Origin of the sequence: Nesterenkonia alba DSM 19423 (genome assembly GCF_000421745.1) — a bacterium.
Classification (GTDB): domain Bacteria; phylum Actinomycetota; class Actinomycetes; order Actinomycetales; family Micrococcaceae; genus Nesterenkonia; species Nesterenkonia alba.
Window position 1 is genome coordinate 42,817 of record NZ_ATXP01000014.1, and the last position, 21,765, is coordinate 64,581.

Below are 21,765 nucleotides of genomic sequence, written 5' to 3' on the forward strand. Positions count from 1 at the left end.
GTTAGTGGATCTTGTTCTGCGCGGCGGTGAGCCCTTCGGTGAGGATCAATTCCACCGCGTCGGCTGAGCGGCTGATGATCGCAGGCAGCTCCTTCTGCTCGGCTGCGGAGAAGTTCTGCAAGACGTAGTCGGCGGTGTTCATCGGCCCGTTGGGGCGGCCCACTCCCACACGTACGCGGAGGTATTCGCGCTCACCACCGAGGTGCTGGGTGATGGATTTCAGGCCGTTGTGGCCTCCTTCGGATCCGCCGCGTTTGAGTTTGATGCGACCGAAGTCCAGGTCGACTTCGTCGTGGACGACGACGAGCCGTTCAGTGGGCACGGAGAAGTAATCCATCAGTGCCCGGATGGGTTTGCCGGAGCGGTTCATGTAGCCCTCGGAGATGGCGAAGACCAGTTTCGGACCGGCGGGTCCCAGTTGGGCCGCCACAGCTTTGGCCCCGACTTTCGTGCGGGTGTAGCGGGCATTGATCCTCTCCAGCAGTTCGTCGAGGACCATGTGGCCAATATTGTGCCGGGTATGACGATAGCGGGTCCCGGGGTTACCGAGACCCGCTATCAGCCAGGTTTCTGAAGCCATGGACTCCAGGCTACCGAAGTGCGGACCGACCCAGGGACCGGCTGCACCTGACGGGGAGGATCACTCCTCCTCGGCAGCCTCCTCGCCGGACTCCTCGGAGTCTTCGGCGGCACCCTCTTCGGCGCCTTCGGCGGCGTCATCGGTGTCCTCTTCGAGGTCCTGCTCCTGCGGCTCGTAGATGGAGACGATCGGAGATTCGAGGTCGGCCAGGGCCAGCTCGGAGCCTGCCGGGAGGCTGAGGTGCTCGGGCAGGGCGTTCTCGTCGCGGTCGGTGATGTCCACGGTGATGGACTCCGGCAGAGCGGTCGCATCGGCCTCGACGGGCACAGTGGGCTGCTCCAGGAAGTACTCGTAACCGTTGGCGGGCTCACCGATGACCTCGACGGGCACGTCGACGACGATCTTCTCACCCTTGCGCACGGCGAGCAGGTCGAGGTGGTCGACGAATCCGCGGATCACATCCCGCTGGATGTCTTTGGGCACCACCATTTGCTCGTCCCCTTCGATGTCCAGGGTGATGAGCGCGTTGGGGTTACGCACGGCCAAGGCGGTTTCGTGGCCGGGCAGCAGCACGTGACGCGGGTCGTCACCGTGGCCGTAGATGACCGCGGGGATCTTATCGGCGCGGCGTGCCCGGCGGGCGGCACCTTTACCGAATTCGGTGCGCACTTCGGCGCGGATGAGCAGTTTATCTGCCATGGGATCGTGTCCTTCGTCAGTCGGGATAGTCCCCCAGACGCTGACGCAAGGTGAGCCGACGACGTCGTAGCGTCGTCGTACTGTATCTCGCCTCGTCGATCACGGAACCACCAGTGGTGACTCCCTCGCCTGGGCACAAGTGAGAAGTCTACAGGGTTTCAGGCACTGCCGTCGAAGAGGGTCGTCACGGACCCGTCTGTGAAGACTTCCTTGATGGCCCGGGCCAGGATGGGGGCAATGGAGAGCACCGTGAGCTGTTCGAAGCGTTTCTCCGGCGGAATGGGCAGGGTGTTCGTCACCACTACTTCCCGGGCCCCGCAGTTGGAGAGCTTCTCGGTGGCCGGCGGGGAGAGGATCGCGTGGGTGGCAGCGATGATGACCGACTTGGCTCCGGCATCTTTCAGGATGCTCACCGCCCCGGCGATGGTGCCGCCGGTGTCGATCATGTCGTCAATGAGCACGCAGGTCTTGCCCTCGATCTCACCAACGACCTGCTTGGATTCGGCCTTATTCGGCTGGGTGAGGTCGCGGGTCTTGTGCACAAAGGCCAGCGGCACCCCACCGAGCCGGTCGGCCCACCGTTCGGCCACCCGCACGCGACCAGTGTCCGGAGAGACCACGGTGACTTCTTCTCCGGCAACCTGGTCGCGGATGTAGTCGGCCAGCAGAGGGATGCCGAAGAGGTGGTCCACCGGACCGTCGAAGAAGCCCTGGATCTGGTCGGTGTGCAGATCAACGCTCATAATCCGGTCAGCCCCGGCGGCCTTGTACAGATCGGCGACCAATCGGGCGGAGATCGGTTCACGCCCGCGACCCTTCTTGTCTTGGCGGGAGTAGGGGTAGAAGGGGCTGACCACGGTGATCCGCTTGGCAGAGGCGCGTTTCATCGAGTCGATCATCAACAACTGTTCCATCAGCCAGTTGTTCAGCGGGGCCGGGTGGGACTGCAGCAGGAAGACGTCCTTGCCGCGCACCGACTCGGCGGAGCGAACGTAGATCTCCCCGTTGGCGAAGTCGTAGGCGCTCATGGGCAGCAGCTCAGTGCCCAGCTCGTCGACAATCTCCTGGGCCAGTTGCGGGTGCGCCCGCCCGGAGGCCACGACCATTGTCTTCTCGGTGCTCTGCCTGATTTCGTCCACGGTGTTGGTGCTCCTACTCCCCTGCCGACTGATCCGTCTGGGCCTGTGTTGCCTGCTCAGCGGCTTCCGCTGAGCCAGTCCCGGGCCGCTTGCGCTTCACCCATCCTTCCATGTTGCGCTGGGGTGCCACGGTGATGGCCAGCGCCCCGGGCGGAACATCTTTGCGGATGATTGCCCCGGCTCCGGTGTAAGCACCGTCGGCGACCTCCACGGGGGCGACGAACACGGTGTTGGAACTGGTGCGCACGTGGTCGCCGATGACGGTGCGGTGCTTGGCTTGGCCGTCATAGTTGGCGGTGATGTTGCCGCAGCCGATATTGGTGTTCTCCCCGATGTCGGCGTCTCCGGCGTAGCCGAGGTGGGAGAGCTTCGAGCCGGCCCCGATGGTGACGTTCTTCGTTTCGTAGAAGGCGCCGATCTTCCCACCGGCACCCAGTACAGTCCCGGGCCGTAGGTAGCTGTAGGGACCCACTGTGGCCCCTTCAGCGATCTGTGCTCCCCGACCGTGGGTGCGGGTGACGGTGGCGTCTTCTCCGATGATGACGTCGGTGAGGGTGGTGTCGGGGCCGACGACGGCGCCTCGGCCGATCTGGGTGGCACCGTGCAGTTGGGTGCCGGGCAACACTGTGGTGTCTTCAGCCAGGGTGACAGTGGCATCGATCCACGTGGTGTCCGGGTCAATGACAGTAGTGCCTGCGCGCATGGCGTTTTCGACCGTGCGGCGGTTGAGTTCTTTGCCGAGGGCGGCCAGCTGAACGCGGTCATTGGCGCCTTCGACCTGCCAGTGGTCTTCGGTGATGACGGCGGCGACCCGCCCACCATCAGCCCGGGCGATCTGCAGCACATCGGTGAGGTATTTCTCGCCTTGGGCGTTCTCTGTGGAGACCTCTTGCAGTGCGGAGGCGAGCACCCCGGCGTCGAAAGCATAGATACCGGAGTTGATCTCCCGGATGCTGCGCTGGGCTTCATCGGCGTCTTTGTGCTCCACGATGCCGGTGACTTCGGACCCGTCGGGGCTGCGCAGAATACGCCCGTAACCGGTGGGATCCTCTACCACCGCACTGAGGACGGTGACAGCGTTGCCCTGGTGTTCGTGTTCGGTGACCAGTTGAGCCAGCAGATCCCCGGTGAGTAGGGGGACATCGCCATAGGTGACCACCACAGTGCCGGATGTGGCGGGGGTTCCGGCCTCGGCCAGGGTCGTGAGTCCGCATTCGGCGGCGCGTCCGGTGCCGGGGATCTCGTCCTGGTCGGCGATGAGCACCTCGGGGTCGTGGTCCAGGATGTGCGCGGCGACGATATCGCGCTGGTGCCGGACCACGGCGACGAGGTGGTGGGGGTTGATACTGCGTGCAGTGTTCAGCGCGTGCCCGATCATGGAGATCCCACCCAGGGTGTGGAGGATCTTAGGAGTCCGGGAGCGCATACGGGTCCCGGCACCGGCTGCGAGCACGATGACAGCAGCTGGTTCAGTTGCGGTAGTCACACAGGCACCTTACCGTTCGGACGGTTGACTCGCAGTCCGGGCTGGTGTCAGCTCCGCCACTAGGATTCGAACCTAGACTAGCGGTACCAAAAACCGCTGTGCTGCCCTTACACCATGGCGGACTAATTCAGCCTCACCAGGGTACCGTATGGCTTCCGCTGAGTTCAGATCCACCCGGTTTAGAACAGGTCTTTATGTCTGGTGTAGTGCTCGATGGCGGGTTCGGTGGGACCAGTGCCGTAGACCCTGAGCACTTCGGCTAGTCGGGGATGGTCTTCGGCCAGCAGCTCGGCGGCGGAGCGCAGTTCCGCCCCGGAGGCCACCGCCCGCAGCAGGTTACGGAACCCGGCGACGACGGTGGCGTCGTCGGCAACCTGGTGTGCACGGGTGGTACGGGTCATCGCTCCGGTGGAGGAGCGGATCGTGTCCAGCCGTGAGGCGATCTGGTCGGCGGGCACCTGACCGGCCTGGTGGGCTTCGGCGAGTTCCTGGAGCTGCTGCAGGCGCCCGAGCACCGCGGGGTTTCCGATCTTGACTCGCTGAGCAGAGTTCAGCTGGGAGAGCATCGGTGCGGAGAGTCCGAGCACCTGGGCTAAGCCGGCCTGATTGAGCCCGAATGCTTCACGCAGGCGACCGAAGATCTCACTGAGCGGTTCACCATAGGCCGCTTCCTGGGCTTTGCGGTTGCGTTCGGCCACCTCGGACATCGCACTCTCCCTTCACTCGCCGTTTGCTTGAGTGAAGTTTAACAGCCTTAATCACCCCTCAAGAGACACACAGACCCCTATTGACTTTGCAATCGCCACCCATTATATTTGCACAAGTGAACACCGTGGCGGTCATCCTGGCGGGAAGCCACTCGGGAGACCTTCGAGGAGACCACTCTGCGCGCACCGGAGTATCCGGTGTCGCAGGCTGGGAAATCCCCGGGCATTCTGGTGGACAATGAGGAGAACACCGATGAGCACGCCCAGGATGAGGACGAGGACACCGATGAGCGCCAGGACGATGCGCGCGACGACGCCGGCGAGGACAACACCCCTGAAGACCGCGAGCCCGAGGAGCGCGGCTCAGACACCACGGACCCGGACGACATCGATGAACAGGCGGGCGTGGCCTCGGCAGCCTCACTCTTCGACGGTGCGCCCGTGCCGGTGGGGTGCTGCGGCCCTGGTCTCAGCGGTTGTGCTGAGCATGGCTCCGGCCTCCGCCTGGGCAGATGAGGACGATGAGCAGGATGAATCCCACCAGAGCGGCTTCACCCTCACCGGGGAGCCGGTCTCCGGTGGTCACAATGCCGGGGACGCCGTGGAGCTGGAACCCGGTATGGCCTATGTGGATGAGCTCTCCGAGGGCACGTTGTATTACCGCATCCCCCGCGGCATGGACCATTCCGCCATGCATGTCAGCATTGCCACCCACCGGGATACCGCCCCGGAGGCGTACTCCTGGCTGGAGGCTCAGCTGAGCACCTGGGAGTCGGATACCTGTTCGTCGAATTCGATGTCGGCCTCTGGGGACACCCGGGACCGGTTGACCTCGCTTCACCTGGCGGCGTTCCCCGACCCGGAAGCTGATCCTGAGGATGAGCCCTATGACCCCTGCGGGGAGGCCGGGGAGCTGGTGCTCACGGTCTCCGGGGCTGAGGAGGCCGAGCTGGTCGGCGATCCGTTCCAGATCTCCATCTATGAGGAGCCGCACCCGGGCAACGCTGATGACTACGAGCTCGAGGTCGACCACGGCGATGTCGAGTGGAGTGAGATGGGCCGGGACATCTCCGGTGCGGAAGCGGTGGAGCCGGGTGGGACCTTCGCGGAGGCGCCACAGCTGGAACCGGGAAGCACCTATGAGGCCGCGGTCCGGCCCGGTGAGGTGCAGATCTTCCGGGTCCCGGTGGACTGGGGGGAGCGACTGCAGGCCGAGGCGTTCTTCCCCGAGCCCGGGGATACGCTCAGCGAACAGTTGGGGGGCATGGACAGTGTCTCCCTGGCGGCGTTCAGTCCCCTGGGTGGGTACATCACCGGTAACTTCACCTCCTTGACGGGGCGTTCGGCCTCGGAGCTGCGCACCGGGACGGTGCCCGTGGCGTGGAATAACCGGTATGAGCGCGGTGGTCGGCCGATCAGCATTGCCGGGGACTATTACGTGGTGCTGGTCGCTGATGAGCACGACGACGGCACCGATGTTTCCATTCCGTATCGCCTCACGGTGGACACTATCGCCTATGAGGCGCCCGACCCGCCGGCGTACCCGGAGGATGCGGAGCTTGACCCCAATGCTGCCCTGACTGCTGGGGCGGATGAGGGCTCAGGGTTCTGGCCCTTCGGCGGCGAGGACGCAGGCTCCGCCGATGAAGAGCGCACCGGGTTCTTCACTCCGGCTCGGGGTGTGCTGCTGGGTATTGGCGCTGTGGGGCTGTTGTTGATGGCTGCCGGGGCGGTGTTCCTGGTGCGGACGCTGCGTTCGTCACGCAGCCAGCCGATGCACTACTGATGCTCAGGCGAAGATCATCCACAGGATGATGGTCAGCACCACGAGCCCGAGCCCGGTGCCGAGCAGGGCGATGGCCAGGCCTATTCCGGAGCGGCCCCCGCTAGCGGGCAACTGGCCGGAGTCTGACCCGCCGTAGGGGGCGTGGGGGTACCCGGAGTGGTTGTGCTGCCCCGGGGCGTACCCTGCACGGGCGGCTGGGCCGGCCCGGTTCGGCCCGGTGTCAGGGGAGCCTGCCGGTGAGCCCGCGTAGGGACCCTGCGGCGGGGAGAACTGTTGATCCGGTCCACCCTGGTGCTGTGTCAGGTTGCCCTGCTGCTCAGGGGTCTCAGGCGGCCGGTAGGTGGGTCCGGGAACTGTGTTGGCATCCCGCAAGCCCAACTGCGGCACGGGTACCTGCCCGGAGGGTGCTCCCCGCCCAGGGTGCCGTGCGCTGGCTTGGGTTCCAGCCTGTACCTGCTGCGGGGAACCGTGGTGGATTCCACGGGGTGGCTGCCCCTGTGTCTGCGCCGGTTGGGTGCTCTCCACCCGGTGGTGTTCGGCCGGCTCGACCCGTCGCGTTGGTGCCGGAGTATCCCGGGACCCGGCCCGGTCAGCCTCGGGCTGGCCAGTCGTGGTCTCCACCGGGGCGGGCTCGGGCTCCACGGGTACACCTGCCCCGGTGGCCGGGTAAGGTCCCTGCGGCGCGGGGGTATCACCTTCTGGCCCGTGCTCACCCCACCCTTCGGGCAGCGGCGGGATCTGGTCGAAGACTTCAATCTCCCCCAAGATGTGCTCAGTGGGGGCGGGTTCCAGCAACCCGGTGCGGCGCAGTGCATCCCGGGCCTGGGTGGCACTCTGGTACCGCTCAGTGATGGCCGGGTGTTCCAGCCGGGCCACCATGGCCACGAAATCTTCAGGCAACGGCTGCGGCAGCTCGGCGAAGGCCAACGCTTGCCGGGCGGTGTCTTCAGCCTCCGGGGTGGTACCCAAGAGCATCTCCACCGCACACCGACCTGCGGAGTAGAGGTCGGCCCGCACATCGGGTTGCCAGCCGTGATGCAAGCACTCTGGAGCCACATAACCCGGGGTGCCCATGGCGAAGGGGCCCTGGGTCAGGCGCGGGGCGTCGTCGCCGGCTGCGATGCCGAAGTCCCCCAACCACAGGTGCGGGTGTCCCCGTCCGGTGGCATCCAGCAGGAGATTGGCGGGTTTGACATCGCGGTGAACAATCCCTTGGGTGTGGATGGCTTCTAAAGCGATGAGCAGCTGGTCCAACAGCACTGCCGCCAGCCGTGGCGGCAGTGGCCCAAAGTCTCCCACCAGGGTGGCCACGGATCCCCCGCGCACGATCGGCATGGTGAACAGGACTTTGTCGTCTTCACCGGCCCAGCCTGTGGGGGCGAGCACATGGGGGTGGTCCAGGCGCATGGATTGTTCCCGCATGAACCGCAGCAAGGATGAGGCGTCGACCTGCCGGAGGACTTTGGCCGCACTGTAGCGGCGGTGTTTGTGGTCCCAGACACGCCAGACCACACCGGCACCGCCCTCACCGAGGGGGTCGACCAGTTCGTAACGGCCTGCGAAGATGTCACCCATCGCAGCTCAGTCTATGCACACCGGTGTTCTCAGTCAGGGTCATGACTCTGCGATCTCGCTGGCTTCCAGCCACGCTTCCTCGGTTTCAGCCAGTTCGGTCTCTACGGCCTGAAGCTCGTTCTGCAAGCCGGTGAGGGTATCGAAGTCCATCGTCTGGGAGGCCTCGGCCATCGCGGCGTGGAGCTCTTCCTGCCGGGCTGTGAGCTTCTCCATCTGCCGTTCGGTGCGTTTGAGGACTTTGCGCGCTTGGTGCCGTTGGGCCTCTGAGAACGCACCGGTGGGTGCCGACTCCCCTGCGGAGGCTGGGCTGGTCGCGGGAGTGGACTGCCCCCGGTAGGTGCGGCCATCGACCGCCGGTGCCGGTTCCTTTCCGGCCCGGATGCGCAGGTACTGTTCCACTCCCCCGGGGAGGGCACGGATGGCGCCGTCACCGAGCAGGGCGACCTGATGGTCGGTGATGCGTTCCAGCAGGTACCGGTCATGGGAGACCACCACCAGGGTGCCGGGCCAGGAGTCGAGCAGATCTTCCATGGCGGCGAGGGTGTCGGTGTCCAGGTCGTTGGTTGGCTCGTCGAGGCAGAGCAGATTGGGTTCCCCGGTGAGGAGTTTGAGCAGCTGGAGCCGACGTCGTTCCCCTCCGGAGAGGTCCCGGATGGGGGTCCATTGCCGGGAGCGGTTGAACCCGAGGGTTTCCAGCAACTGGGCCCCGGAGAGTTCCTTCCCCCCGACGTCGAAGACGTTCTTCTCCTCGGTCATGAACTCCAGCACCCGCATGTGTTCCCGGGACCGGAGTTCTTCGACTTCCTGGGTCAGCACCGCTGAACGGACGGTTTTACCGCGGCGGACCCTGCCGGCTTCAGGGCTGATGCGCCCGTCGATGAGCCGCAGCAGGGTGGATTTGCCTGCTCCATTGACGCCGACGACGCCGACCCGCTCCCCCGGTCCCAAGCGGAACGTCACATCCTTGAACAGTGCCATGGGTTGCCCCTCGGGCCCGGGAACCGTGTAGGTGAGGTTCTCGATGTCGATGACGTCTTTGCCCAACCGTGCGGTGGCCATCTTCTTCAGGTGGACTTCATCGCGGTGTGCAGGGACGTCGTCGATGAGCGCGTTAGCGGCGTCGACCCGGAATTTGGCTTTGGTGGTGCGGGCGGGGGCTCCGCGGCGCAGCCAGGCCAGTTCTTTCTTCACCAGGTTCTGGCGTTTCTGTTCTTCCACGGCCGCAGCGCGGTCGCGTTCGGCACGGGCCAGGGTGTAGGCGGCGTAGCCGCCGTCGAAGGCATCCACGGTGGCGTCGTGGACTTCCCAGGTGCGGGTGCAGACCTCGTCGAGGAACCAGCGGTCGTGGGTGACCACGAGGAAGGCACCTTCGGTGGGTTTCCACCGGGTTTTCAGGTGCTCGGCGAGCCAGGCGACCCCTTCGACGTCCAGATGGTTGGTGGGCTCATCGAGCATGATGACGTCGTGTTCGCCCATGAGCAGCCGGGCCAGGGCGGCACGGCGGCGTTGACCACCAGAGAGCGCCCCCACGGGCTGGTCCCAGTCGAGCCCGGTGAGCAGGCCTTCGGCGACATCGCGTTTGACCGGGTCGGCGGCCCATTCGTGTTCGGCCATCTGGCCGATGACCGCGGTGCGCAGGCTGGCCTTGTGGTCGAGGACATCGGCCTGGTCTAAGAACACGACGGTGACCCCGCCACGCCAGGTGATCCGCCCGGCGTCGGGTTCGGCCCGGCGGGCCAGCAACCGCATGAGCGTGGATTTGCCGTCACCGTTGCGTCCCACCACACCGATCCGGTCGCCTTCGTCCAGCCCGAGGGTCACCTGGTCGAGCACGGTGCGGGTACCGAAGGTGATGGAGAGCCCTTCGGCGCCGAGAAGATGAGCCATAGCCTGTCTAGTGTACGCAGGCGGCTCAGACCTCGGCCGGTTCGTCCTCCGGCTGCTCAGCCTGGGCCTGGGACTTCGGCCGCAGGACGAGGAAGTAGTAGATCGCAGCAGCCAGCACCAGCAACAGCACCACGGCCCCGCCGATGATCCAGGGCAGGACTCCGGTGCCTTCATCGGCTTCACGGTCCACGGTCTGCCAGGCTTCCTGGCAGCCGAGCAGCTGCTGCCCCTGGGCTGGGCCCACGCAGACACTGGAGGTGAACTGCACCTCGGTGTCGGAGGGCGCCTCGGGCGCATCGGGGTGTTCGACCTCCACGAGCTGACCGCCTTCGACCTCTTCACCGGTGCCGGCTTCCACGGTGTGGGTGAAGGTGTGGGTGTCCCCGTCTTCGAAGGGTTGGGTCCAGATGATCTCGTTTCCGGAGAGCTCCCCTTCGGGTTCGGCGGAGACGTGCTGGAAGCCGGCGGGCAGGGCATGGACCACGAACGCGTCGGGGAGGTCTGCACCTTCGACGGTGACCTCGATGCTGTAGGTCACCTCGTCGCCGGCGGAGAGGGTGCCCTCGGTGTCGGGCTCGTTGATGATGGTGACGTCGACATCCTCGGCGGAGAGACCGCCGTCGTCTTCGGCCTCATCAACCTCCGGCTCATCGGCCTCGGGTTCGTCTTCTTCGGCACCGTTGTCGGCGTCGTCGTCTTCCGTCTCGGCAGCGACCGCGGTGGCGAAGAGTCCCCAGCCAGCCCCCAGGACCAGCAGCAGGGCGAGCATCAGCGCCAGCAGGCGCACTCCGGGGGTGAGTTTCATCAGGAGTTCCTCCGACGGTTGACCAGGTAGACGGCAGCGCCGAGGGCGAGCAGTCCGAGTGCGATGAGTGCAAGGGTACCCACAGTCGCGCCGGTGACGGCAAGGTCGTCGTCGCGGCTCGGGTCGTCTTCCCGGTCCTCATCGGGCCGGTCGGTGGGCTCGCGCTCATCCTCATCACGCTCGTCATCATCGTCCACGGGTGGGACCACCACGGTGATGGTGTCCTCGTCCATGACTTCCCCGGTGCTGGGGTCGATGATCTGGACCACATAGTCGCCCGGGTCGGTGCCCGGCGGGATGGTGATCTCGACTTCGAACCGGCCGTCCTCGTCGGTGCGGACAGGCACCTCAAGGATGGGCTCCCCCGTGTCGGGGTCACGGATGATGATGATGTAGTCGGTGTCCGGTTCGAGGCCGTCACCGCCGATGATGATCTCTTCCCCGGGCTGGATCGGGCCGTCGGGGACGTCGATCTGCGGGTCGATGATCGTGATGGTGTCCTCGGTGTAGACATCGTCAGTGTCGGGGTCGACGATGACGACGTCGTAGTCACCGGGTTCGAGGTCATCGGGCAGTTGGATGGGCACCTCGATGGTGCCGTCTTCATCCACGATGACCGGGACTTCGACGATCGGTTCACCGGTTTCCGGGTCGCGGATGATGATGATGACCTCTTCGCCGGGGGGCAGGTTCTCCCCTTCGACGATGATCTCATCACCCGGCTGGGCGACATCCGGCACGGTGATCTGCGGCGGAAGCACCGTGATGGGCTCTTCCTGCTCATCGGGTTCTTCGACGTCGGGAACGTCGCCGATGATGACCACCACGTAGTCGCCAGGTTCCAGACCCGGGGGCAGCTGAATGTCCACGGTGAAGCGGCCGTCGTCGTCGACGTCGACTTCCACCCGGATGATGACATCTCCGGTCTCCGGGTCGCGGATTTCGACGATGACGGTGCTGCCGGGCACATAACCCTCACCTTCGACGGTGATGGTCTCCCCGGGCACAGCCTCCGGTGGGACCTCAACGATCGGGTCCTCGATCTCGCCCAGCGGGACGGTCGCGGTGTCCTCGTTGTTGTCCTCGTCGGGGTCGTAGGTGTCTGACTCGACGACGGCGGTGTTGACCAACTGCGTGGCCCCACCTTGGTAGTCCTCGGCGAGTTGGACGGTCAGGGTGACTGACTCGGAGTCGCCGGGCAGCATATCCGCCATGGTGCAGGCGATCTGCACCGGGGAGGCCTCTGTGGTCAGCAGCGGCTCACAATGCGGGTGGTCGGCGAAGGTGACGTCCTCGTTGACCACGAGCTCTTCAGGCAGCAGGTCAGTGACCACGATGTTGCGGGCGGTGGAGGGCCCGTGGTTGGTCACCGTGATCTCGAAGTCGAACTCGTCCCCCGGCGCGACGTCGGTGGCGTCGGTGGTCTTGTCGATCTCGAGGTCGGCCTGCGGGTCGGCGACGTGGGAGACCCAGTTGTCCTCGCCGTCGTCGGCGTCCTCGTCACGGTGGCCGAGGAAGGCTTCGTCGGCGTCGTTGGATCCCTCTGGGTCATAGACCGCGCCTTCGACCCGGGCCACATTGGAAACACCGTCGCCGTCGCCGGTGTAGCTGGGGTCCAGCTGCAGTACGACGTCGATGGTGACCGTTTCATTAAGACCCAGGGTGCCGAGTTCGCACTCCAGAGTGGAGCGGCCGGTGCTGCACTCCCCGGTTTCTGGGGTGACCTCGATGACCTGGAGCTCATTGGGGAGCTCATCGGTGACCACCACATCCGGTGCCACCGAAGGCCCATAGTTGGTCACGGAGATCGTCGCATCGAAGGTCTCACCGGGGATGATCTCCTCACCGTAGTCGTGCGTCTTAGTGATGCCCAGGTCGGCGGCAGGCCGGCCGGTCATCCCGGAGGGTACGCCCGCGGTGGTGGAGTTGTTGGAAAGCATCGGGTCGTAGGTTTCGGCGGTGACCCTGCCGAGATTGACGATGTCGGTGCCGTCCCCGGTGTAGGCAGGGTCCAGGTAGACCTCGACCTCGATGGTGGCCACATGGCCGGGCTCCATCTGAGGGATGTCGCATTCGATGGTGACACCGTAGTCGCCGCCGTCGGCGCACTCCTCTTCGAAGAGCACATCAGAGTCTGCGTCTGCCGTCTCCCGGACGGTCTTCTGCACGTGCTCCAGGCGGAGCTGGCTGGGCAGCTCGTCGGTGACGGTGATCTCCCGTGCGGTGGAGGGGCCGTCATTGGTGACCACCAGCTCGTAGCTGAAGGTGGTGCCCGGGGTGACGGGCTCGGTGCCGATGGGAGCCTTGGTGATGGCCAGGTCCGCGGAACCGGAGCCGACCAGGGCGCCGTCGACCTCAACCAAGTTAATGTCGTCCGTGGCCGGGTCGGAGGTGGGGTTGCCGTCCTGGTCGTAGGCGGTGGCGGTCACCGGGCCGGTGTAGAGGTCGGTACCGTCGCCCTCATAGCTGGGGTCGATCTGGCTGACGATGGTGATCGTCGCCGACTGACCGGGCGGGATCTCATCGATGATGCAGGTGATGGTGCCTGCTTCATCGTCGATGGTGCACTCGCCGGTGGAGGACAGTTTCTCCAGCTCCGGGCTCCACGGGAAGGTGACTTCCACGTTCCGTGCGGTGGAGGGGCCATCGTTGTGCACGGTGACTGTGTGATGGATCTGCTGGCCGGGTGCTGCCGGCTGGCCATCCGGGGTGGTCACCGAGGAGTCCACGCTCAGCTCGCTGTGTGGGGGGCCGACGAGGTCGTTGAAGGAGACTTGGGGTGCCTCCGGGTTACCGTCGTCGTCGGTCCGCTGGGTGACGGTGGGGCCGCTCACACTCGGGGTGGAGACCAGCCCGGGAGTGTCCTCATCGGGGAGGTAATCGGGGTTGACCCGCAGCGGGATGGTGAGGTCCAGATCCTCCTCCGGGCTGAGCTCTGCGATGACGCAGACCACAGTGCCGTCCACCTCGGAGCAGGTCACACCCTCGGGGTACTCCCAGCCATCGGGAACGTCGTAGCTCATGCCCGGTGGGATGGGGAAGGTGACGGTGACGTTGCGGGCTGTGGAGGGCCCGTCGTTGACCACAGGGATGGTCACGTTGGCGCGGTTGCCCGGTGTGACGTCGCCACTGATGGCGTTGCCGTTGTCATCGGCTGCGGTGACTTCGGGGGTGCCGAAGCCGACAGTGGAGTGCGGCTGTGCGACGGCGTCAGTGGGCAGACCGGCGGTGGCGCGGTTGTTCAGGGTGCTGAAGTCGGCGGTGGCTGCATCGACAGTGGCGATATTGACCACACCGTCGGCACTGCCGGAGTAGCTCGGGTGCAGCTGGACCACAATGCGGACCGTCACGGAGTCGCCAGAAGCGAGGTCGTCGTACTCATCGAAAGTGACCGGCTCGCCGTAGCCTCCGTAGTCGGCTTCGTCCCCGGCGAGGTCCACCGGGTTGTTGGGCGCGGCTGCGATGAACTGCAGGTGGTCGGGCAGCTCATCTTCGATGACGATTCCGTCAGCCTCGGAGGGGCCGTGGTTGGTCACGGTGATCTCATAGCCGAACATCTCACCGGGAGCGATCGGCTGGAGGTCAGTGCTGCTGAAGACCCACTCGCCGTCCTCTTCGGAAGCGTTGAGCGGCGCCTTCTCGATCTCCAGATCGGCCAGGGGAGCACCCACGGGGACCCCGACGGCGTCGTCATTATTCGTCAGGTCCGGGTCGCCGTTGTTCAACGCGGAGTCTTCAGTGATCGTCGCGGTGTTCACCAGTTCTTCGAGTGCCTCCACGAAGTCCTCATCGAGGTCTTCGAGGTCCAGATCGCCTCGTTCGAAACCGGCGAAGTTAGCGGGCAGGAGCACCGGGATCTCAATGGTCGTAGAGGCACCGGCGGCGAGGTCGGAAATCTCACACTCGATGAGTTCACCGTCAGCGTCAGTGGTGACCTCACAGTTAGTCGGTAATCCTGGCTGGCTGTGGATCTCAAGCGCCTCAGGCAAGCGGTCCTGCACCACGATCTCATTGCCAGCATCGGAGGGGCCGTCATTGGTCACGGTGATGACGTAGGTCAGGCCGCGCCCGGGCAGCAGCACCGGGTTGCCGTCCTCGGTCACGTCGTCGGCGTGCATGGACCCCAGGTCAATGGACTTATCCAGCCACAGGTCCGCAACGGGGCCACTGATCCGACCGTCCAGGTCAGCTTCGGCCGTGGCCGGTTGGTCTGTGGCATCGGAGTCGGCGGAGGCCTCATTGAGGATGTCCGCACCGTCACCGGTGTAGTTCGGGTTCAGTTGGACGGTGATTGTCTTGGTCCGGGACTCATCCACCGCGAGAGTGGGGATGGTCGGGCAGGTCACGGTTTCTCCGTACCCGCGGCCTTCCGTGGTGGATTCACAGCCTTCCAAGGATCCGGCGAAGCGCAGTTCATTCGGCAGATCATCGGTGACTTCCACATTCCGTGCGGTGGAGGGGCCGTTGTTGGTGACAGTGAGGGCGACGTCGACCGTCTCACCGGGAGCGATCTCCCCATCACCGAGGAACTCTTTCACCAGCTCGAGTTCCGCCTCGGGCAGACCGGCTTCCCCGCCGCTGAGGGGTGCCCCGGCCTGGTTATTGGTCGGGTTGGGGTCGAAGGTCTGCGCGGTGACCGTGGCCGTGTTCTGGATGTCGCTGCCGCCACCGGTGTAGCTGGGGTCCAGGCGGACTTCGAGCACAATGGTGTCCTCGCCACCGGAGGCCATGGGCTCATCCCGCTGGAAGACGTGTTCTTCACCGTAGGCGCTACCACCGGAGTGGGTGTAGCCATCGGCTTCGATCACATCCACTAGGGCGAGCACGGCGGGCAGCTGGTCGCGGACGACCACCTGGTGTGCGGTGGAAGGCCCGTTGTTCTCGATGGTCAGCTCGTACTCGAAGGTCTCACCCGGGGCGACAGGCTCATCGTCACCGAGCACGTTCTTGTCGATGGCGAGGTCGGCCTGGGCGTCACCGGCGGGCACGTAGGCTTCGGCGACGTCGTTGGTGTCGTTGGGGTCATCAGTGTCCGCGTCCACTGTGGCGACGTTGATGACATCGCGTCCGTCGCCGGCGTACCCGGCGTCCAGGGTGGCTGTCACGGTGATCCGGACTTCGGCTCCGTTGGCCATATCATCCAGATCGCAGACGACGTCGCCGTTCTCCTCGGTGCACTCCCCTGCGTTGTCGTAGACGTAGGTGTCCGTCACGGTGAGCTCATCGGGCAGCTCGTCGGTGACTGTCACGTCCCGCGCGGTGGAGGGGCCGTGGTTGGTGACGGTGAGGTCGAAGTCCACCGATGTGCCGGGGGTGACCTCAGTGGAGCTGGTGGACTTGGTGATGGCCAGGTCCGCCTGGGCGTCACCAACTTGACCGGAGAGGTCGTCGTCGTCGGTGTTGTTGGAGGTGTCCGGGTCTGCGGTCCACGCGGTGACCTCCGCTTCGTTGACGACGTCGCTGCCGTCGCCGGTGAAGTCGGAGTTCAGTTGGGCGATGAACGTCTTAGTGATGCTCTCCCCGGAGGCCAGGGGCCCATCGGGGACGAAGCTGACCTGGTTGTCCACGGTGCTGTAGCTGCCGTCCTCGCTGGAGACGAACGCCAGGTTGGCGGGCAGCTCATCGGTGATGCGCACACCGGTGGCGGTGGAGGGGCCGTCATTGGTGACCACCAGGGTGACCAGCACATTGCCGCCGGGGACCACCTGGTCGTCATCGTTGACGGGTTCCATGGTCTTGTCGATGCTGAGGTCAGCGCTGGCTGCGGCTGCCTCACCACCAGCCGGCAGACCTTCGATGGCGTGGTTGTTGGAGGTGACGAAGTCTGAGGTGCGGGCTTCGACGTCCACGCGGTTTTGGATCTCGGTACCGGAGCCGGCGTAGTCGGGGTCCAGGACCACGGTGATCTCGTGGGTGATGGTCCCGTTGGGTGAGAGAGACTCCACCACAGGGCAGATCACTTCGCCGCCGAAGCGCTGGTCGCTGCCGTCGCATTCTTCGGAGGAGACGAACCCGAGCTCATTGGGCAGAGTGTCAACGATGCTCACACTGTGGGCGGTGGAGGGGCCGTTGTTGGTGACCTCGACCTCGTAGGTGAACTCTTCACCGGGTGCCACGGCGTCGCCGAGTGCGGTCTTGGTGATGGAGATATCGGCCCACGGCTGCCCGGCGGGGATCGTGGAGCTGGCGGTGTCATTGTCTTCAACGGGGTCGGTGGCGGTGGTCTCCACGGTGGCGGAGTTCTCCACGTCGCTGCCGTCCCCGTCGTAGTTGGGGTCCAGCTCCACGGTGACGGTGACGGTCTCGGTGGCGTTCAGGGCCATGGTGCCGAGGTCGAAGGTGACCTCGCCGTTGGAGTGGCTGCCGCCGGAGACCCACGTCAGCTCCGCGGGGAGCGTGTCGGTGATGGAGACGTTCCGCGCGGTGGAGGGCCCGTGGTTGGTGACGGTGAGTTCGAAGTCGAACTGCTCGCCGGGGATCACTTCACCGTCGCTGAGGGAGTCCATGTCCACCGACTTGTCGATCTCCAGGTCGGCGGTGGCGTTGCCGAGTACCCCTTCACCGAAGGTAGCGGGGGAACGCGGTTGCGGGTCATCTTCATCCGGGTAGGGGTCGGTGGAGTCCACGTCCTCCTCGTGGTCAGTGCCGGTGAAGATAGTGGCGCTGGCGGTGTTCTCGATGGCGGGGTCGTTCTCCGGGTCCCAGTCGGGGCTGATCCGGACCTGGAAGTAGGCTTCAGCGCGCCCGCCGGGGGCGATGCTGCCGAGGTCATCACAGGTGACCGTGCCGCCGAAGGTTTCGGCGGTGCCGGAGCAGCCCGCACCGGAGTGGTAAGCGAGCGTATCGGGCAGCTCATCGGTGATGACGATGCCGGTGGCGGTGGAGGGGCCGCGGTTCTCGACGCTGAAGAACACCTGGGCCAGGCCGCCGGGGACCACGTACTCCTCACCGGGGAGCGGCTGCAGAGACTTCGAGAGCACCACCTCAGCCTCGGGGGTCCCAGGCCCTCCCGGCAGGCCCACTGCTTCGCCGGAGGTGGACTCGGTAGTGCCGTCGGGGTTCTGGGTGTCTGAGGTGACCGTGGCGACGTTGGTGAGGTCGGAGCCGTCACCGGTGTAGGCGGGGTCCAGGCGGACTTGCACGAACAGGGTGTCGGATTGATCCGGCCCGTAGGCGCCGTCGTAGGTGAAGACCACCGTGTTGCCGTTGGCCTGGCCGCGCCAGCCTTGGGCCACAGGCGCGATATCAGGATCGTCGTGTATGCCCACGAACTGCACCGCGGAGGGCAGCGTGTCGATCACTCGCGGGTTCATCGCCGCGGAGGGTCCGTCATTCTCTACCTCGAGCTCGTACCAGAAGGTAGTGCCCGGGGTGACAGGACCAGTGCTGTCACCAGCAGGCCCGTTGGAGAGCCGCTTGTCCAGGGTCAGCTCCGCCTGCGGCGTGAGCAGACTTCCGCCGGGCAGGGCCGCGGAGGCATTGTTATTGATGTAGCGAGACTCGGTAGTCTCCGTCTCTACGTTGACCAGGTTTCGAACAGTGGAACCGTCATCCAACTTGGCAGGGTCCACCCGCACGGTGAGGGTATAGGTGCGCTCACTGTTGGCCGGAACAGTCCCTGCCGACCACTCGACGGTCTCACCGTACGCGCTGGGCAGGCTGATCTCTTCTTCCTCATCCTCACCGAGATCGGTGTAGACGTCCACAGAGTTGCCGTCCTGATCGACGATGCCCTCCAGGCGAAGCCCACCCGGCAGGTCATCGCTAGTGATGACATTCTGAGCATCGGCCGGCCCCAAGTTGGAGACAGTGATGCTGTAGTCAAAGGTGTCGCCGGCACGGACTTGCTCATCCTGGTCCGCGGACTTTGACACCTCGATGTCTGTGAGGACCGAGACAGGAATTCCCTCGTTCTGGATAGTCGTCCCAAAGGCAGGGTTTCCGTCATCATCAGTTTCGCCTGACGCCATCGGCGTGTCCGATGTTCCCCTGCCAGACAATTCCGGGGTGTAGTCCTCGGGGGTATCCGGTGTGAGGCTCACCCGGATCGGGAAGGAAATAGACTCGCCCGCCGGAAGGGTACCGATCTCACAGGTGATGGTGCGACCTTCATTGGACACACTGCACCCCTCGCGCAGGAAGCGGTCGTCATCGACGAACCGCATGTGCTCGTCGTCAGCCGGGATGGTGTATTCGACCGTCACGTTCTGAGCGTCGGACGGGCCGGTGTTGCGCAGCTGCACGTGGTAGTTGCTGTCACCGCCGACGTTCAAGCTCTGCGGTGTAATGGTGTTGAAGGAGACGTCAGCACGGGTGCTGATAGTGACGCCGAAGGTGTCCTCCATGACGGAGTCGGCCGCGATGTCACCGTCGTGGGTGATTTCTGCCTCGTTGGTCAGCGTCGTGCCGGCGGGGACACTCGGGTCGACGTTGGCAGCGATCCGGACTTGGGCAGACTGCCCCACCTGAAGGTCCCCGACCTCACAAGTGACCACCTGCCGGCCGTCATCGTTCGTGGAAACAGAACATTCTGCACCGCCATGGTTCCGATATGTCATACCTTCCGGCAATGTGTCGGTGAGGACCACGTTGCGGGCGATGGCGAACTCGTCCTCGCTGTCTTCTGCCGGCGCGTTGTTGGTGATTTCGAGGGTAAAGGTCTTGTACTCACCCGCGATGCCAGTGGACTCAGCTGCATCCTTGCCGAGAGTCAGCTGGGACTCACCGAGACCGAGCTGGTCAGAAGGAACAGGGGTAGTTTCTACGCGCTGGCCAATACCTCCGGGGGCGTCGTCCGGGGCTTCTTCGTAACCGGAAGTCGTGGAGGTGACGGCAGCCGCGTTGATGATGTCGGTACCGGAACCGGTGTAATTCTGGTCCAGGCGAACCTCAATGGAGAAGGTCATGGCCTCCCCCGCCGGCAGATCCCCCACGGGGCAGAGCAGACGAGCACCGTAGGCCCCGGGAGCATCGCCCTCTTCGCCTACACAGCCGTCCCATCCCGGTCGCTCACCTGGGGCATCGCCGTCAACAGTGGCAGTTCCTGGGACTTTGGCGAGGGCACTGGGGAGCTGCTCCTCAATCACCAGGTCGCGAGCATCGGAAGGCCCATAGTTGGTGACCTCGATGTCGTACCAGAACGTCTGGCCCGGCTGAATCTGCTCGGTGTTCTGACGCTGCTTGGTGATACCCAGCCACGCGGCAGGCTCACCCAGCGGCATGTTGGAGGTGTCGGTGTTGTTGTCCGGGTTCGGGTCCTCGTAGTCCATGTCGACCGAGGCTTCATTAACGAGGTAGTCGCCGCCTTCGCCGTCGCCTTCAGGCTCGAATCCGGAGTCCAAGGTGGCGCTGATGCGCAACGTCACACTGTCTCCCTCGGCAATATCACCGATTTCGCAGGTGACTTGTTCCCGGGTCTCGCCGTTGACGGTGACGCTCTCAATCTCACAGGCGTCATCATCGAGAAGCTGGCCTTCGAGATATGCCTCGTTGTTGAACGTCATATCTTGAGGCAAGATGTCGACGACCTGGACACCGGTCGCGGTAGATGGGCCGTTGTTAGTAACAGTGAGGTCGAAGTCGGCGTGCTCGCCGGGTTTAACCAGACCGTCAGTGGTGTTGACCCGGTTGCCGTCAATGAAGGTGGACTTGCTGAGGCTCAGGTCAGATTGAGCGTCTCCGAGAGCGAAGCTGGAGGAGTCCTCGTCGCTGCCGTCGTCATCGGCCGGCGGGTTGTCCCAACTGACCGTTGCCGTGTTCGGAATGTCTTGTGCGTTGGGATACTCATCCGCGGATGCGTCAGGGGATAGACGCACAGTGACCAGGAAGTTCCTGATTCCAGGGTCCATAGCCCCGATGTCACAGTGCACCTCTCCTTGGTTCTCTTCGGACTCGCGACAGTAGCGACCCTCAATCTCGACGATCTCAAGACCAGGCGGAAGCGGATCAGTGATCTCTACGTTCTGGGCCGTGGAGGGGCCGCGGTTATTGACCTCGAAGAGGTAGTCGAAAGTCTCGCCTGGACGTACTCCATCAGACTCTTGCTCATCCGTGAGCTGGACTTGCTTGCTGATCCCGACATCGGCGGTTGCAGTGCCGACCTCAATTTGGACATAGTCCTCGTTGTTATCGTCATTGGGATCGTGCTCGTGCTCGACTTCCACCTCGTTACGCACGAGGTCTCCATCGACGGCATCAGTGTCCAACTGTGTGCGGTAGTAGAAGTTCGTGGGGAGGTTAGGTGCGAGAGGACCAGTCACCTCCCACGTGATGACGGTCTGCTCCTCGTCATCCTCATTGGTGATGGTCTCGGTCTCGTAGTCACCGGAGGCCCACACCAGGCTCACGTTGGGCGGCAGAACGTCTGTCACCGTGTAGATGTCAGATGGCAGCACGCTGGAGAGTCCGTTGTTGACGACGGTAACGGTGTAGTCCAGCATCTGACCCGGGGTAGCACCATAATCTTCACCGATCGGCTGACCGGAGGAGTTGGTAACCGTATCCAGCTGCTTGTGGATTTCAAGGTCAGACTCACGCTCGTTGAGCAGGAGAGCACCTTCGTGCTCTTCACCGTCTACGAAACCGTTGGAATGTGTAGACGCGTCGTCGTCAATGTAGTCCGAACCGGGGGTAACGAGCTGCTCGAGGTCGAGGCCGTTGCCGTCATAGTCCGGGGAAAGACGGGCGTAAAGCGTGATGGTGGCGCTCTGTCCGGAGGCCAGAGCCGAGACACCGAACGCAGACGAATCACACATAATGCGCTGGCCAGTTGGAATGCCCCCGGTGTTAGGTCCAGTTCTTATGTGAGCTGCGGGGGTTGATCTTCTCTTGTGTGGCGGCAGGCTGCGGCGTAGGCCGCTGGGGGTTGGTAGCCCAGTGAGGAGTGCCGCCGGTGGTGATTGTAGTCATACTTCCAGTCGCTGATCACGACCCTCGCGTGGAGCAGGGAGTAGAAGCTGTTGATGTTCAAGCACTCATCCCGGATCCTGCTGTTGAAGGACTCCACATAGCCGTTACGCCATGGTGCCCCCGGCGGGATGTAGTGCAGTCCGACCTTCTGCCCGGCCCAGTCGGCGAGGGCCTGGCTGATCAGCTCCGGACC

General features: G+C 64.6%; 12 protein-coding genes and 1 tRNA gene. 2 read left to right on the forward strand and 11 right to left on the reverse strand.

Annotated features, from left to right (window positions below; genetic code table 11):
• Position 1 precedes the first annotated feature (1 nt).
• The 6 genes from pth to H578_RS0110140 form a co-directional block, all read right to left on the reverse strand.
• Positions 2-580 carry an aminoacyl-tRNA hydrolase gene (gene pth, locus H578_RS0110115; RefSeq protein ID WP_022873571.1) on the reverse strand — a complete coding sequence of 193 codons (579 nt, stop codon included), beginning with the start codon at positions 578-580 and terminating at the stop codon, positions 2-4.
• Positions 581-640: 60 nt separating this feature from the next.
• Entirely contained in the window at positions 641-1,279 is a 639-nt protein-coding gene (locus H578_RS0110120; RefSeq protein WP_022873572.1) for a 50S ribosomal protein L25/general stress protein Ctc, read from the reverse strand.
• A 158-nt stretch (positions 1,280-1,437) separates the two neighbouring features.
• Complete coding sequence (locus tag H578_RS0110125) at positions 1,438-2,418, reverse strand: ribose-phosphate diphosphokinase (protein WP_022873573.1); 981 nt, start codon at positions 2,416-2,418, stop codon at positions 1,438-1,440.
• A gap of 13 nt (positions 2,419-2,431) precedes the next feature.
• Positions 2,432-3,904, reverse strand: a complete 1,473-nt coding sequence (gene glmU / locus H578_RS0110130) for a bifunctional UDP-N-acetylglucosamine diphosphorylase/glucosamine-1-phosphate N-acetyltransferase GlmU (RefSeq protein ID WP_022873574.1) — start codon at positions 3,902-3,904, stop codon at positions 2,432-2,434.
• A gap of 51 nt (positions 3,905-3,955) precedes the next feature.
• Positions 3,956-4,026: transfer RNA gene (locus H578_RS0110135), tRNA-Gln, on the reverse strand.
• Between the two features lie 57 nt (positions 4,027-4,083).
• Positions 4,084-4,611 (reverse strand): helix-turn-helix domain-containing protein, encoded by a 528-nt coding sequence (locus H578_RS0110140; protein WP_022873575.1) that lies wholly within the window; start codon positions 4,609-4,611, stop codon positions 4,084-4,086.
• 198 nt (positions 4,612-4,809) lie between these two features.
• On the opposite strand from H578_RS0110140, the gene H578_RS0110145 reads away from it, so the two are divergent.
• Both H578_RS0110145 and H578_RS0110150 read left to right on the forward strand, forming a co-directional pair.
• Positions 4,810-5,127, forward strand: coding sequence for a hypothetical protein (locus H578_RS0110145; RefSeq protein WP_022873576.1), 318 nt, complete (start codon positions 4,810-4,812; stop codon positions 5,125-5,127).
• Positions 5,099-6,397, forward strand: coding sequence for a hypothetical protein (locus tag H578_RS0110150; RefSeq protein WP_022873577.1), 1,299 nt, complete (start codon positions 5,099-5,101; stop codon positions 6,395-6,397). Before H578_RS0110145 ends, H578_RS0110150 begins: the two co-directional genes overlap by 29 nt.
• 3 nt (positions 6,398-6,400) lie before the next feature.
• On the opposite strand, the gene H578_RS15725 is transcribed toward H578_RS0110150, so the two are convergent.
• From H578_RS15725 to H578_RS0110175, 5 genes are all read right to left on the reverse strand, one after another.
• Positions 6,401-7,972 carry a serine/threonine protein kinase gene (locus H578_RS15725; RefSeq protein WP_051130863.1) on the reverse strand — a complete coding sequence of 524 codons (1,572 nt, stop codon included), beginning with the start codon at positions 7,970-7,972 and terminating at the stop codon, positions 6,401-6,403.
• 39 nt (positions 7,973-8,011) lie between these two features.
• Positions 8,012-9,859: an ABC-F family ATP-binding cassette domain-containing protein gene (locus H578_RS0110160; RefSeq protein WP_022873578.1), complete on the reverse strand. Its 1,848-nt coding sequence runs from the start codon at positions 9,857-9,859 to the stop codon at positions 8,012-8,014.
• Positions 9,860-9,884: 25 nt separating this feature from the next.
• Positions 9,885-10,664 (reverse strand): DUF11 domain-containing protein, encoded by a 780-nt coding sequence (locus tag H578_RS0110165; protein ID WP_022873579.1) that lies wholly within the window; start codon positions 10,662-10,664, stop codon positions 9,885-9,887.
• Positions 10,664-21,418: a DUF11 domain-containing protein gene (locus H578_RS16235; RefSeq protein WP_022873580.1), complete on the reverse strand. Its 10,755-nt coding sequence runs from the start codon at positions 21,416-21,418 to the stop codon at positions 10,664-10,666. The genes H578_RS0110165 and H578_RS16235 overlap by 1 nt, the downstream gene beginning before the upstream one ends.
• A 44-nt stretch (positions 21,419-21,462) precedes the next feature.
• On the reverse strand, positions 21,463-21,765 hold a 303-nt coding region (locus tag H578_RS0110175), incomplete at its 5' end, for an IS3 family transposase (protein WP_022873581.1).